Origin of the sequence: Microcystis aeruginosa NIES-4325 (genome assembly GCF_008974145.1) — a bacterium.
Classification (GTDB): domain Bacteria; phylum Cyanobacteriota; class Cyanobacteriia; order Cyanobacteriales; family Microcystaceae; genus Microcystis; species Microcystis aeruginosa_G.
In genome coordinates this window covers 111,418-127,454 of record NZ_BJKP01000004.1, presented here as the reverse complement: position 1 = coordinate 127,454, position 16,037 = coordinate 111,418, and the positions used below count along the sequence as shown (strand labels likewise).

Below are 16,037 nucleotides of genomic sequence, written 5' to 3'. Positions count from 1 at the left end.
GTTCCCCAAAACAGTGTTTTAGATGACATTTTCTGGAAAAAATTCTCGATTTTCCTAAACCTATAGTTCTTTTGTATGCTTGACAAAAAGCTTTTTCTTTGATAATAAAAACAGATTGACGAAATACTTTTGATCCGATTCTGCTTAACTGCTGAGGAGGTTGTGGTCAGACTTTATTTGTTCTTAACTTTTCGATAATTTAAGACAAGAGTGGATTAAAAGTCAAATTTCCTCCGAGAACCTCTGAGAGAGTAAAATTTCTCTTTTTCCTATTTAGTGGCTTACCGTTAGAATGATAGGACAAAAACGCTATATATAGCGTCTAGCCAGTAGAGGACAAGGATGAAATATTTAGAAGAATGGCGTGGTAGTGGGGTGGATGCGGAGTTAACCCATCTCAATGTCACCAGTTTAGCGGGGCTATCTCCCAGTGAATACCTACTCTACTCCCAAGAATTACCGCGACGCAATGATGGTAGGGTTAGGGATAGTATTCTCAAGCGTTATGAACATACCAGTCAAGGTGGTTGGTGGTGTTCAGGAATTGACTTATTAACGGGTAATTATGACCTTTGGGGCTGTTTTAAGCCCGATTTTCCCCGTTTAAGCTTTGATAAGGCTAAACCGATTAAGTACGAACATCCCCCCCAAACCCCTACGGGAGTCTTTGCTTTGCGGGTTCCCCTGAAAATTTGGCAGAAGATATCCCAGTCTATCAATGTTAATATTTTAACTGAAGAAGTGGATAATAAGCAAGAAGATATCGGTTTTTGGTCGTGGGTAATGAAACATCCAGAGATACCTATTTGTCTTACGGAAGGTGCGAAAAAAGCGGGGGCATTACTAACAGCAGGTTATGTGACAATTGCCTTACCAGGTATTCACAATGGTTATCGTACTCCTAAGGACGAACTAGGTAGGAGAATCGGCAAATCTCATCTAATTCCGCAGCTAGAGAAATTAGCTAATTCTGGACGAAAAATTTATCTAGTTTTTGATCAAGAAACTAAACCAAAGAACCAACAAGCGGTTAATTTAGCTTTACAGAGAATGGGTTATCTATTCAGTCAGGCTAACTGTGAGGTAAAGGTGGTTACTTGGGATGCTGCTGACGGTAAAGGGGTGGATGATTTACTAATCAATCGAGGGGAAGATTACTTCCAACAAGTCTATCAAAAAGCTACCTCTTGGGAAATTTGGAAGGCAGCCAGTTTAAATAGTTTAACTCTCCCACCTCATCTAGAGTTAAATAGCCGTTACTTGCCAGATATTGCCATCCCTACATCAGCGCAGTTAATGGCGATTAAATCAGCTAAAGGTACGGGAAAAACTGAGGTTTTAGCCAAGATAGTTAAACAGGCTATTGCCAATAAACAAAAAGTTTTAGTTATTGGTCATCGGGTGAAACTTGTAGAGGAGTTATGTCAACGCTTTGGTTTAAACTATATCAGCAAAATTAGGGATAATCCTGCGGCACAAATTTACGGTTATGGTTTATGTCTTGACTCTCTTCATCCCCAATCACAAGCTAAATTTCAAGCAGAAGATTGGCAAGAAGCTATTATTATTATTGATGAGATCGAACAGGTCCTATGGCATGGGTTAAATGGGGATACTTGTAAAACTAATCGAGTAGCAATTTTAAAATCCCTAAAGTCTCTGCTGCAAACTGTGATCAGCAGTGGGGGTAAAGTCCTAGTTGCCGATGCTGATTTAAGTGATATTTCCCTAGATTATTTAACTTCTCTAGCGGCAATTGAACTAGAAACTTTCTTAATTAGTAACGAGTGGAAACCCAGTTATCAGGAAGCTTGGCGAGTTTATAACTACTCTGATAATACTCCCCAACAGCTAGTTAAAGATTTAGTCAAACATATTAAGGAGGGAGGAAAACCTTTTGTTTGTATGTCAGCACAAAAGTTAACCAGCAAATGGGGAACGATTACCCTAGAATCTTATTTAAAAAAGCAATTTCCTCAAAAGAAAATTTTGCGAATAGATTCAGAGTCATTGCAAGATTCTAGTCACGCTGCCTATGAAGCGATTGGCAATTTAAATCAATTGTTGCTTAACTATGATATAGTTCTAGCTAGTCCTGCGATCGAAACGGGAATTAGTATTGATATTCAGCAACACTTTACCTCGGTTTGGTGTTTAGCACAGGGGATTCAGACTCCCACTTCTATCGCTCAATTTTTAGGGAGAATTAGGGAGAATATTCCTCGTTATATTTGGTCAGCAGCCTACGGATTTAATCAGGTGGGCAATGGTTCCACTTCTATCCCCAAACTTCTCACCTCTGGACACCGATTAACTGAGGTTAATATTCGCTTACTACACCAATCAGATTTAGAATCTCTCGATGATTTAGATACAAATTTTCAAGCAGAATCTCTCCTCTGCTGGGCCAAAATGGCTGTACGAGTAAATGCTTATATGCTTAATTATCGTCAGTCAATTCTAGGAATTTTACAAGCAGAAGGTCATAGAATTAAAGAACGTAATCAGGAAGAAGAACTAGAAATAAATAATCAGTTAACGGAAGCAATTGAGGAAATTAGGGAACATAATTATCGTTCTGAATGCGAGGCAATTGCCAGCGCATCTGAGATAACGGACTCAGAATATCGTCTGCTGAAAAAACAGTTAATTAAGTCAGTGAAAGAAAGGAGAATTATCAGGAAATATGACCTGCACAAACGCTATGGAATCCCCGTAACACCGCAATTAGTGATTAAAGACGATCAGGGATGGTATCAAGAACTACGCTTACATTACTTTTTGACAATTGGGCGACAATTTTTGTGCGATCGAGATGCTTTAATTGCCCGTAAACTGATAGAATCAGGCCACGGAAGTTTATTTATTCCCGATTTTAATGGTAGTCAATTAGGAGTGATTATCGGGACGTTAGAAGTGTTAGGAATTCCCGTATTATTAGCTAACCCTGAAAGAGAATTAACTAATCATGATGCCGATTTACAAAAAATGGCCGAAATCGCCATTAAAAACCGTAACGAGATTAAAACTATCACCAAGATTAATCTTTCTAATACTTCCCGTCCTCTGACGATTGTTCGTAATTGTTTGAACTTGTTAGGTTATGAATTAATCAGCAAGGGCAGCCTGAGAATTGCTAAAAAATCTCTAAAAGTTTATCAGACTGTTGCCCCTCAAGATGGTAGAGAACAAGTGTTTCAACAATGGTTATTTAGAGATGAAAAATGTGCGGGAAGTTCCGAGATTTGGTATGAAGACTATCTCTTTTCTCTCATCCAGAAACCATCTCTAGACGAATCAGAAAATGCTTATATTCAATTAAGTCTAGAATTTAGTCTAGCTATCGAGAAATTGCCTATTTAAGCGACTTTTTTCCCTAAAATGACCACATCAGCCAGAAAATCGTCTAGAGCGGCAATTTGAGGTAAATAACCCCATCGTTGAAAGCCGAATTTTTCAAAGAGACGAATACTGGCTTGATTGTGGGCAAAAATAATACAGATAAGATTAGATATACCCAATTTGGGACAGCAATTCAGGGCATATTCTACTAATAATTTACCGATTCCACGACCTTGATAATCGGGGGCAATATATAAACTAACCTCTGCCGTTTTTTGGTAAGCGACACGACCATAAAACATCTGTAAACTCAGCCAGCCCACCACCCGACCTTCGATCGCTATTACCCAGATGGGATACTGTTCAGGATCGTGCTTTTTAAACCATTCTCGCCGACTTTCGAGGGAAATAGGCTTCAAATCCGCAGTTGCCTTGCGAGTGGGAACAGCAGCATTATAAATCTCGATAATTGTTGGTAAATCTGTTTCTTTCGCCTCGCGAATAATCATAGAATATCAAGTAAGATGAATTATAACCTAATTTTGTCTCTTTATCCAGCCATCTTACTTTAAAATTGAGTTTGATAGCGGACGGTAAACTCATTCAAATTGTAATCGTAGGAGAAGCGGATAAAAGACTGGGAATTAACTCGATAGACGGTTTCCAAATTGGGAAGAATATTAAAATCCGTTGCCCCGATCACATTACTAACCGCATTCTCCACATCATACACAACTCCTTGAGCTAAGAGGGGAATCGCCAACTGAACCACTCCAAACTGAATTAATTGTTCCGTATTTTTCCCCTGTAAACCATTAAAAACTGACAGCAATTGTTCCCCCAAAAGTCGAACGATTTCCCCTTGGCTGCGGGGGGGAGTGCTAGTTAATTTAACTAGGGGAGTATTCAGCAATCCCTCATCTTCACCTCTAGCAAAAGTCACTGCTTGTAAACAATTAGCAGCTTTTTGTAATTCTGCATTTGTATAGTTTTCCTCTAGGGGAAAAGGGGGACTATCGGGACGAATTTGGCACACTTCATTGATATTACGGCCTAAATTTGGTAGCAAGCGGTTTAATTCCCCTTCGACGCTGAGGGTGACATCGATCCTTTGAATGCGATTGAGGCTATCATCAGGAATTTCATTACTAGGAAAATCTCCCCCGGGACGGGAGAGGGCAAAATCGCGAGATTGAGAAAATTCACTGACAATTGTTCGCAGTTGAATGTCAACAAAGGGGTTTAAAAGTCCCAAACCGCGACTAGAATCGAAAACAATAACATTTTGATTGCGTCGGTTAAGAAGAAAACGAGTATCGATGTAACTAACCCGTCCTCGATCGAGATTAATCACTCCATTGGTTTGTAATTGCTCTAGTGGAGTGAGCGGACCGTTCAAGGTTAAAGCACCACTAAAATCAAATTGATACAAAGGTTCTTGTTCAATTGATAATCCCGCTAAAGACACTTGAAAATTATTTAAAACTGGAGTAATATTTGTCGTCTGAGGAATGTTGAGAGGCTGCAGCCAGCTACTCACTGGTTTATCCATTTCTTGATTAATTTCTGCTGTGCGAGGAAGAAAAACTTTACCTCTAGAAAGACGCACATTCCCCCCGATAATTGGTTGCTGAACTGTTCCTGTCACAACGGCATTCCCAGCAATTAATCCCCGATAAAGACCATTAATTGCTATATCTCCCTCTTGAATATTAACTGTTAAGGGATTAGGATTATTTTTGATGGTTTGAAAGAAAGGCAAAACTCCCATCACAGAAATTTGTCTGTCAGCGATCGAGCCTTGTAATTCCTCTACTGTTAAGTTTTCAGGGGTTAACCCAATGCGGCCATTTACGGTTAAAATCTCTGGAAAAGCAACACTGCGGATAGCGGCATTATCGAGAGTAACTATACCATTTGCTTCTAAATCTTTGATTTTTAAGCCCTCTTTTATATCTAATCTTCCCGTCGCTGAAAGAACTACCTCCCCCTCACCATTAACCCATTCGATGGTGTTTTGACTGATAGCTTCAATTAATTTAATCGCATTGGTTCCCAATTTTGCTTGGATTTTTAATTGATCATTACCCGGTAAGGGAGGATAGGGAATGCTGGCATAGAGTTGGATTGATTCGGAGGAGGTTGTCCGCAAATCAAAACGATACTGGTTATAGATAAATAAACCAATTATATCTTGATTAATATTTTGGGCATTAATTGCACCGTCAATAAAGGCAAAATTCCCCTGAATACGAGGATTTAATAAAGTTCCTGTAATTTGTCCTTGAGTTTTTAGACTACCGGACACATCTAAGGGAAACTGTACAAAATTTCTTAAGAGATCGAGAGAAAGATTTTCCACAGCAAAACTTCCCTCTACTTTTTTTAGGGAAAAATCACCCGCTAAAAATACGGAAGAATCTCGTGATTTTAATCTAATCGGTTCTATCCTGAGCAACTGACGATTTAAGTTAAGATTAATTGTTACTTCATCAATGGGAATTAATTGGGTATCGGTGGTGACAATTCCCAGAGGGTTAACAATATTTACTGTCGGTCTTTGGGGTCGCCATTCCCATCTATTGCCCTGAAATTGTACGCTAAGATCGGGATTTTTAAAAGTCCCAGTTAAGGCTAGATTTGCTTGATAACGGCCGCGAAAATCTAGTTCTGAAGGTATCCCGACTACCCCTCTTTCCCCTGCTAATTTCTGGATTAGTTCTTCAATTTTTGCCCGCAAATTTACCTGTTGTGCTAGGGAAGCTTCGGGATTACCTACTTCTAGGGGACTAAGTTGAATAGCTGGGTTATTCTCTGGGGAGAAAAAGTTGATTAAACTGGTTAAATCATAGATACTAGCAATTGATAATAAATCTTGAATATAACCTTGATCTACCCTGAGTTTAGCTTCTATTGCTTGGGTTTGCCAATTAAATAAACCTTGCAGATTATATTGGCTTGCACCCGCTTGTAAACTCCCCGCTTGCAGTTGAACCATGGAATCCCGATAAACCAAATTTGCCGTTAATTTTTCCCCGATTAAGTTACCTAAACTAGGTTGATTAATCTCTAGTTGTCCCTCACCCTGTAAGTTAAATAAATTGATGTCTAGATTAGCACTCAATTGTCCAGCAATAATCCCCAGAATATTGTAGGTTGCCGTGGGAGATATTTTCAGGATTTCTAGGGGAAAATCGGCAATCTGAACATTTAAATTTTCTCCGTTTCGTTTAGCTGTTACTAGAAAGGGAGTTTGATTCCCAAAAGCTTGGCGAATATTTATCCCTAGGGGAAGATAGGGCAGCAGACAATTATTTTGTTGACAAGGATAGAAAGTTAGGTCAATAATGTCCTGATTTCCCCGCAGATTTAACCTAATATTTTGACCGATTCCCGCTTGGATACTGCCTTGTAAGACAGGTTCAAAGAGTCGCTCATTAATGCTAAAGTTAGCTAAATTTATATCTCCCTTGATTTGTATATTTCCCACTTTTTGCCAAGCAGTTAAGAGATTTTTTCCTGTAATTTGTCCTTGAAATTGTCCGATACCTGTCAGTGTTGATTCTCTGGGTTTTAGGCTAGAATTAATCGGTAAAAGCGATATAATCTGATTTAGCGGTAAAGCAGCAAGGTCGGTTTTTGCCTGTAGATTTAAGTTAACCTCAGCGATATCGGGTTGACTGATAAGATTAGCTAAAAGAATATTTCCTCGCACATCAAAGCTATTTTCTCCCCACTGTGCCGAAAGGTTATTAACCTGAATTGGTGTTACTCCCTGCCAAATTTCTTCAATGTTTCCCGCTAAATTGGCACTAAAATCTAAGTTAGGAATCGAGATTGATTTTATTCCTGACAATTGCCCCAGTAGGGCAGCGGGATCGAGATTAGCGGCAATAATATCACTTTGCCAGAAATTATTATTCAGTTGTGCCTTAGCTTTAATTTCTCCTTTAGCTATATTAATACGAGAGTTAAAAACTGCTTTGACACTGCTTAAGTTGAGTCGTTTTTCTAGCAAGGAGTCGAAAATAGTTTGGACATTTCCTGTTGCTTGAAAACTCGTTTTGGAAATATTCAACGGTATGGGGATATTAGTCTGAAAATACTCTAAGCTACCGAGAATATTAAAGTTACCGTTGTCTAACTGAATATCAGTATTAATCGGATTATTATCTACTAATAAGCGAGTATTTACCCTAGCATTGACGGTGGACAAATTAGGGATTTTTCCCGCTAGTAAATTATTGATTTGACCTGTGAAATTGACTTGGGTTTTTCCTAGACTAACAGGAATATTTATATTTGGTAAAAACGGATTTAAGTTGATCCCAACCGTATTAACTATACCGCTTAAAATACCTTGTTCCAGTTGGGTTGTCGTTCTTAGAGATCGATTATTGACAAGTAACTGTATATATCCCTCTCCGCGCCAACTTTTTAAATCGGTTAAAGTACCACTAATCAGAGAATTTATTCTACCAGCAAAGCTGATTTTTGCCCTGCCTAAACTAACGGGAACTGTTAAATTTTCTGTAAAATTATTGAGACTAATCCCACTGGTATTAACTGTTCCTGTCAGGAAACCTTGATTTAGTTTGGCTGTGGCAGTTAAGGGATTATTATCCACCAATAACTGCATATTACCTTGACCTTGCCAACTGCTGAAAATATTATTTTTATTATTCAGTAATTCCCCTAAATAACCTTGTAAATTAATCTGCGAGCGCATCAACTTAACCTGAGTTGGTAAGTTAGGCAATAGGGAATTAATCGGCAATCCTGCGAAGACAGCTTTCGCCTGAAGATTTCCTTGCAATACTTGACTATTGACTAAAATTGTGCCTTGTTTACCGCTAATTCCTAAGTTAGCAATTCCGTTTAAAGTATTAATATTTAGTTGGTCAATTTTGCCACTAACTTGAATATTAGCTGTCTCTAAATTTAAGGGTTCTAAGGTTTTTAGGTAGGGGCAAATACTATCCAAATATTGACAAACTATAGGCACAAAAGGAGTCAATAAAAAGTCATTAGCCGTGATTTTTGCTTGGACTAATTTGCTGGTAAAATCACTATTACCATTAACCTGTAGTTTGCCGCCATTTGTTTTAATGACTGTATCGGTTAAATTTATTTTATTGCCCCCTAAAAATACTTTACCCTCCCCAGCAACATTGATTAATCCTGACTGATTAACCGTGGGTATTTGCCAATTAATTAATAATTGGGGCAGTCCTAAACTACCTCTAGCTTTAATCTTAGCTTGCAGATCGTTTATATTAATTTTAACGGGAATTATTGCCAATTGAGATAAAATTTTTCTCGTGGGAAAATGCGCTTGTAAATTCAAATTGATCGGCATTTTTGTCCCGTCAAGAGGTTGATTTTTTTGCAGGGATTGCAGAATATTTAACTGCAATTTTCCTTCCCCTTTAATTTCTCCACCTGCAACGGGTTTAATTTGAATTTTATCTAAACTAAGACTATTGAGATTTGTTTGAAAATTACTGGTTATTGATTGAATAGGTATTTGTTCAAAAATAATCGGTTTGCTGTTGCTAAGGGTTCCTTTAATTAGAGGTTGATCTAATTTTCCTGTCACTTGAAAAGTAGATCGTGCTTCTCCCCGTAAATCTAGAGGTGATTGCAGATAAATAATTCTTAAAAGCTGTTGTAAATCCACCGATTCTAGAGCGACATTGAGATGATAACCAGTTTGCCAATTTACTTCTCCCCTTACCTCAGTTTTAATCTTGCCAATACTTGCGATCACCTGTTCAATTAATACTTTATCTCCCTGGAAATTTAACTTAGTTGTTAGTTTAATTGGATACTGGAAAGGTTGGAACTTTCCCCCTACTTCTGTCACCTGAAAATTGCCATTGCCTTCCGTTTGATTTAGCTTTGCCCAACTGGGAATATTGATGGCAAGATTAGCATTTAACTGTCCTTGATTTAATTGAAAATTACGATTAGGGATTAAAGTTAATAGTTCACTTAAGTTTAAGCGATCAATCTGAAGATTAGTTTGACTTTCACCCGTTTTTAACGCCGTTTCTCCTTGAATTTTTACTTGACTTTGGAGGATTTCTGCGCTAAAATCGTAGGTGAGAGTTTGCCTTTGATTATCGATAAATCTTCCCTGACCATCGGCCTTAATTTCTATCGGTTTTTTCAGGGCATAGGGTTGGATAGTAATATCTCCCTTCTCCACCTGAAACCCCAGATTTAACTTAATAGGGGCCTCCCGATCTAAGTTACTAGATATTTTATCTAAATTATCGAGCCATTGGCCATTTTTATCCTGATCGAGATAAATACTGGGATTAATTAACTTGACATCAACTGGCAGCGGCAGACCTAAAAGTAAGGGCAGCGGATTTAATCCCAATTCGATCGCATCAATAGATAAACTATCAGCAGAATTGGCCGTAGCTGGAATTTCCGATTTACCGATACGAATGCGATTAAAATAAAAGCCCTCTATCCTGCCTACCCTGACGGGTCTGTGCAGCATTTCACTGAAGATATTATCTAAAATTGGGGTTAGACGTTCATAAACTAAATAACGAGTAGTAAAATAGCCAAGGGAGGTAATTCCTAGGAGAGTAATTCCCCCGACAATTAGAGTAGAAGGCCGGCGTAAAAATCGAGCGATACTCAGAAAAAGATGAGGACGAGGAGAAGGATCGCCAGGGGAGTTACTCATAATTGTTTACCTCACACACACCAAAGAAAGGGCAATGGCTCACCAGAGCTAATGAACTATGATAATTCACCGTGGCACTGATAGCACTAAATCGATTAATCTCAAGTTTTTAGGCGATTATTGATCTGAAATCGTGTGAGGAAGTCAAGGGTCGCGGCCAATTAAAAGCCTCTCCCCCCATCTTAGCTTAAGACTCAAATGGCTGGCTAAAATTTTTGACAATCTGCCAAAATCTCGCCAGCTTCAACAGCTAACCGAATTAATATTGATCAACCTAGCAGTTTAATCAGAACATTGCTCGGATCAATAGGTTTGCAAATTCAAGATTGAGAGAAAAGTTGTGCAGACAGACAACAATCCGGCGCAGTCCGGAACAACAACCGGAAGTATTTAGTCTTAGAATATTGGGACTAGCACGTCTATTTTTACTGCACAAATCGTCTTATAGATTAAAGATCATGAAAGCCAGATTATCGATCGCCCTAACCGCCCTAATGACCTTGGGCATAACTGCCACACCAGCGGCCAACTTTGACGAACAGGACATTGAGCAGACCCAGGTAATAGCGATCGCTCGTCCCTACGGAGGTAATAAATTTGACCTGCTAGTATTGGAACAAATTCCGGGAAAACAGAAGTGTTGGAGTGAAAGCGGCTCAGGTCCGGTCATGATTGACCCGCTGCTCCTCAACTTTGACTTTACCGGCATTTGTCGCCGCGCCACCGATAGCAATGGTTATTCTATCCGTCTCGATGGCCGGGATTTTGGGCTAGATTACATCCTGCGTATTGTGGAACGCAATGGCGAATTATACTTAGTGGGAACTCCCCGGGATGCCCGCAGACCCGAATTAGTGGTGGGAAGAACCAGGGGAATGCAAACAGGATTTATGAAAATTATCCTCGAACCGGGTTGGAGATTTAGCCGTCGTACCTTTGAAGGCAAAAGTTTAGGCCACTTCTACTTTAGCGGCAAAGAAGCGGAAGTTCTCGCAGCCGCCGGCAGACCTCCCATCAGCGAAACCACTCCTCCCCCTAGTTCTGGATCTAGTTTCCGGGATATTAGCGGCGATATTTATAAAACTGAGATTGAAAAAGCGATCGCACTTGGGGTAGTGGCCGGTTTTAAAGAAGATAACACCTTCCGCCCCGAAAATCCCGTCACGAGGGAACAATTCGTCTCGATGATTATTGAAGGGATGGGAACTGTCACCAAAATTAACCTAGAAGAGATTCCCCCCGGCAGCGGCAGTTTTAACGATGTGGACGCGACGCGTTGGAGTGCCAAAAAAATCCAATGGGCCCGGGCCAATGGTATTGTTGCTGGCAAAGCTAACGGCGAATTCCGTCCCACCGACCCCATAACCCGGGCCGAATTGATGGCGATTCTCAAACAGGCCGCCACCTACCTGAAAACTCAGCAAAAACAAGCCCCCAATTTAGCCCAAACTAAAACCCCCGTCAATTTTTCCGATACTTCCGGTCATTGGGCCGCCGGGTTAATTACCCAGATGTCGGGATTTTGCGGTGTGGCCTCTCCCTTGAACGAACAGGGTAGTGCTTTTGTACCAAATGATCCCGCCCGTCGTAACTATGCGGCTGCTGCGATCGTTCGTACCCTCGATTGTGTTAAAACCGCCAAAAAATAACGGCCTCTCCTCAATCAGGGTTTGCGGCAAAAAGTTTTTCCTAGGGGTAGGTTGTGGGGTTTCACCCATTTTTAGGAGGTCAATTACCTAATTTTCAGGGAAAAAGTCCCCCCATTTTCCCCCCGACCACTCCCGGATCGAGAACTTTTTGATTTCAAAAAGGCCTAGGCACTCATGCAAAAGGAGGAATAAATAATCAGTCTTTAATAACCAGATTTAGTATGATCACTGATTACTGATTACTGATTACTGATCACTGATTACTGACCAATGATTGTGGTTGTTAATTTTTACTTTAGGTATGCTGTCGAGTATTCTCGCTAGACTGGAAAATAATGCACCTCGGCTAGACAAAATCCTATGGTAAAGCTGCTCGAAAATCCTCTCCGAGTGGGATTGCGACAAGAAAGAACCCCAGAACCCTTAATTTTAGTCATTTTTGGGGCATCAGGAGACTTAACCCAAAGAAAACTGGTTCCTGCCCTCTATCAACTGAAACGGGAAAGACGACTACCGGCCGAATTAACCATCGTCGGTACAGCGCGCCGAGAGTGGAGTCATGATTATTTTCGGCAACAGATGCGCCAAGGCATCGAAGAATTTTCCGACGGGATCGGGAGTGAGGAATATTGGCAAGACTTCGCCCAAGGGTTGTACTATTTCCCCGGCAACATGGACGACCCAGAAAGTTACGCCAAAATGAAAGTCTTTCTGGAAGAATTAGACGGAATACGGGGAACACGCGGCAATCGAGTCTTTTATCTAGCCGTCTCTCCTAATTTCTTTCCCCCTGGTCTTAAAAACCTCGGCGCGGCCGGAATGCTGAAAGACCCGATTAAACACCGGTTAGTGATCGAAAAACCCTTTGGCAAAGACCTCAGTTCTGCCCAAGTTCTCAATCGAGTCGTACAAGAGGTTTGTCAGGAGAACCAAGTTTATCGTATTGACCACTATTTAGGCAAGGAAACCGTCCAAAACTTGTTGGTGTTCCGATTTGCCAACGCTATCTTTGAACCCCTCTGGAATCGTCAATTTATCGATCACGTCCAGATTACCGTGGCCGAAACCGTGGGAGTGGAGGAGCGGGCCGGATATTACGAAAAATCGGGAGCTTTGCGCGATATGGTGCAAAATCACCTGATGCAGTTATTCTGCTTGACGGCGATGGAAGCACCCAACGCTATTAACGCTGATAGTGTCCGCGGCGAAAAAGTCAAAGTCCTACAAGCGACTCACCTGGCCGATATTAATAACCTGGAAAAATCCGCCATCCGCGGCCAGTATAAAGCCGGTTGGATGAAAGGAAAACCCATTCCGGGCTATCGGGAAGAACCGGGGGTTAATCCGGAATCGACCACTCCCACCTACGTGGCCATGAAATTAATCGTCGATAACTGGCGTTGGCAGGGTGTCCCCTTCTATCTGCGTACCGGTAAACGTCTGCCCAAAAAAGTTTCCGAGATTGCCATCCAATTCCGCAATGTGCCGTTATTAATCTTCCAATCGGCGGCTCAACAAACTAATGCAAATGTACTGAGTATGCGGATTCAGCCTAACGAAGGTATTGCCCTCCGTTTTGAGGCGAAAATGCCGGGGTCGGAATTACGCACGCGCACGGTAGAAATGGACTTTAGCTATGGTTCCTCCTTCGGTGTTGCCAGCGCCGATGCCTATAATCGCCTACTTTTAGACGCTATGCTGGGAGATCAAACCCTATTTACCCGTTCTGATGAGGTAGAAGAAGCATGGCGCATCGTTACTCCCGCTCTCGCCGCTTGGGACGCTCCCGCCGATCCCGCCTCCGTACCCCAATACGAAGCGGGTACCTGGGAACCCACAGAAGCGGAATTTCTCCTTAACCGCGATGGCCGTCGTTGGCGAAGACTCTAAAACAGTGAACAGTGACCAGTAATCAGTAAACAGTAAACTAAAAACTCACATCTGATAACTGGTAACTGATAACTGATAACTGATAACTGATAACTGATAACTGACATGACTACCCAAAGCCCCCCCATTGTCTCCCTGCAGGCACCGAAAGATGTTTCCATCGATGTGATCGAGCAGGAACTGCGCGATATCTGGCAATCCTATAATGATAATGAGGATGGTATGGCAGCCACCCGGGCCACCACCTTTAGCTTTATTGTCTATGAACCCGACGCGGTACAGGAATTGTTAACCCTTCTCGGCTATTACACCGGCCCGATTGATGGTATTGCCGGTCCCCGGACCCACGCCGCCATCAAAGTCGCCCAGAAAGACCTAGAACTAGAAGTAACTGGGCTTTCTAGCGATGAATTTGTCGCTCGGTTAAGGGCCGCCTGGGAAGCGGAAAAAAACGCCGAGGATGGGGCTAATCATCGTCAATACGCCGCCGATTTGGATGCGATTGGTGTGGCAGATGCGATCGCTGCCTCCAATCCCTGTCGCATTATCACCCTCTGTCCCACAGCCGAGGCCGATGAAGGGGTAAAAGCCTCCGTTTCTGCCTATTGTCCCGTCAACAAACGTAGTCAGAACACTTTAGTTTGCTGTGAATACGTCACTTTAAGCGGCACAGCGGAAGCCTTGGAACGAATTGGCGGCATTATTTCCGAGTTAACTATTCCCAGTTTGCCCAAATTTCTCTGGTGGAAAGCCAGTCCCGATGGCGAATATGGACTATTTAAGCGTCTGGCCAGTCAATGTGATACGATTATCGTCGATTCCAGCACTTTTCGGGAACCGGAAACGGAACTGCTGCAAGTGGGGGATTTATTAGCAACCGATGTACCATTAGCTGACCTGAACTGGAGTCGTCTGGCCCCCTGGCAAGAACTAACCGCCGAGGCTTTCGATCCACCGGAGCGTCGGGATGCTATTCTGGAAGTCGATCGCATCACTATTGATTACGAAAAGGGCAATCCTTGCCAAGCTTTTATGTTCCTCGGTTGGATGGCCAGCCGGTTACAATGGCGACCGGTGGGATATAGTCACCGGTCGGGAGATTACGCTATTCATCGGATTAGCTTCCTCGGTCACGACCAGCGTTTAATTGAGGCGGAATTAGCCGGTGTTCCCGTGGCCGATTGGGGTGAGGTACAAGGGGATCTGATTAGTATTAAACTCAGTTCTACTAATCTTCAGGCCGATTGTTGTACGGTAATTTGTTCGGGAACTACTGGCTGTATGCGGATGGAAGCTTCGGGAGGGGCCCAATCTTGCCGCATTGAACAAGTGTCCCATCTGGAAGACCAAAAAACAGAAACTCTGCTGGGTAAACAGTTACAGCGTTGGGGCCAGGACGTGCTTTATCAAGAAAGCATGAAAGTCACTGGCGCTATCCTCAAATTATCCCAACCGGATTAGCAAATTAGCAACAATAATCCCACCCACTTTGGAGAGACCTTGTTAACAAGGTCTCTCGATATTTATACGGCAGTCATCACTTAATTAAAACCGATAATTGTACCTTTTCAGAAAACAGGTTATCATAAAAACAGAGCTTTGCTTTCAAGGGGGCAATATGGTCGCAACCACTGAGAAACGCTACACAGTCGCAGAATACTTTCAACTAGAGGAAACTGCCACCGACAGACACGAGTATCGAGATGGAGAAATTATTATTATGACCGGGGGAACTCCTAACCATAATCGCATTGCGGGAAATTTTTATAGAAGATTTCCCTTGACTATCCAGAATCAAGCCTATGATATATTTATCACCGATCTACGCTTGGCAATACCCGCCTATAATGTGTACACCTATCCCGATATTATGATCGTTAAAGGGGAACCAATTCTTGAAAGAGGACGCACCGATACGATTACCAATCCACAGGTTATTATCGAAGTTTTATCAAAATCTACTCAAGACTATAATCGGGGTGATAAGTTTAAATTTTATCGCTCTCTTGATAGTTTTGAAGAATATATTTTAATCGATCAATATGGTTATTATATAGAACAGTTTCATAAAAGAGGTGATCATTGGGCATTCCGGGATTATCACAGTCAAGAAGCGATTTTAACTTTGTTTTCTCTAGATTTTCAAATATCCCTGACAGATTTATATCAGCGGGTGGATTTTACTGCTATTGAAGTATCCTAATGATACTAAATACGTTGAGTATAGGCTACATATCAGGACAGGCAAAAGGGGCAATAGATAATCAGTTTTTAATAACCAGATTTAGTATTATATAGCAAAGATCGGGGTGGTTAGGACAATCAATCGCTGAAAACCTTGACCGATAAGAGTTTGAAAATTGAAAGCGTCCTAACTAACTCGTTCTATGCCATATAATTCATAATTCCCAATTCATAATTCATAAAAAAAGGCGGGCTAGGACCCACCT

At 41.5% G+C, this 16,037-nt stretch carries 7 protein-coding genes; 5 read left to right on the top strand and 2 right to left on the bottom strand.

Going from position 1 to position 16,037, the window contains the following annotated elements; translation table 11 throughout:
• The first annotated feature begins 342 nt into the window (after positions 1-342).
• A complete protein-coding gene (locus MiAbW_RS03570; RefSeq protein ID WP_151694955.1) occupies positions 343-3,363 on the top strand; it encodes a plasmid replication protein, CyRepA1 family in 3,021 nt (1,006 codons plus the stop codon).
• Here the strand turns inward: MiAbW_RS03570 and MiAbW_RS03565 are convergent.
• Positions 3,360-3,851: a GNAT family N-acetyltransferase gene (locus tag MiAbW_RS03565; RefSeq protein ID WP_151694954.1), complete on the bottom strand. Its 492-nt coding sequence runs from the start codon at positions 3,849-3,851 to the stop codon at positions 3,360-3,362. The two genes, MiAbW_RS03570 and MiAbW_RS03565, sit on opposite strands and share 4 nt — an antisense overlap.
• 59 nt (positions 3,852-3,910) lie before the next feature.
• Entirely contained in the window at positions 3,911-10,048 is a 6,138-nt protein-coding gene (locus tag MiAbW_RS03560) for a translocation/assembly module TamB domain-containing protein (RefSeq protein ID WP_151694953.1), read from the bottom strand.
• A 458-nt stretch (positions 10,049-10,506) separates the two neighbouring features.
• On the opposite strand from MiAbW_RS03560, the gene MiAbW_RS03555 reads away from it, so the two are divergent.
• The 4 genes from MiAbW_RS03555 (at position 10,507) to MiAbW_RS03540 (ending at position 15,790) form a co-directional block, all read left to right on the top strand.
• Complete coding sequence (locus tag MiAbW_RS03555; RefSeq protein WP_151694952.1) at positions 10,507-11,697, top strand: DUF3747 domain-containing protein; 1,191 nt, start codon at positions 10,507-10,509, stop codon at positions 11,695-11,697.
• Between the two features lie 360 nt (positions 11,698-12,057).
• Positions 12,058-13,587 carry a glucose-6-phosphate dehydrogenase gene (zwf, locus tag MiAbW_RS03550; protein WP_151694951.1) on the top strand — a complete coding sequence of 510 codons (1,530 nt, stop codon included), beginning with the start codon at positions 12,058-12,060 and terminating at the stop codon, positions 13,585-13,587.
• Positions 13,588-13,692: 105 nt separating this feature from the next.
• Positions 13,693-15,048, top strand: a complete 1,356-nt coding sequence (gene opcA / locus MiAbW_RS03545; protein ID WP_151694950.1) for a glucose-6-phosphate dehydrogenase assembly protein OpcA — start codon at positions 13,693-13,695, stop codon at positions 15,046-15,048.
• 157 nt (positions 15,049-15,205) lie between these two features.
• A complete protein-coding gene (locus MiAbW_RS03540; RefSeq protein WP_151694949.1) occupies positions 15,206-15,790 on the top strand; it encodes a Uma2 family endonuclease in 585 nt (194 codons plus the stop codon).
• Positions 15,791-16,037: the final 247 nt, after the last annotated feature.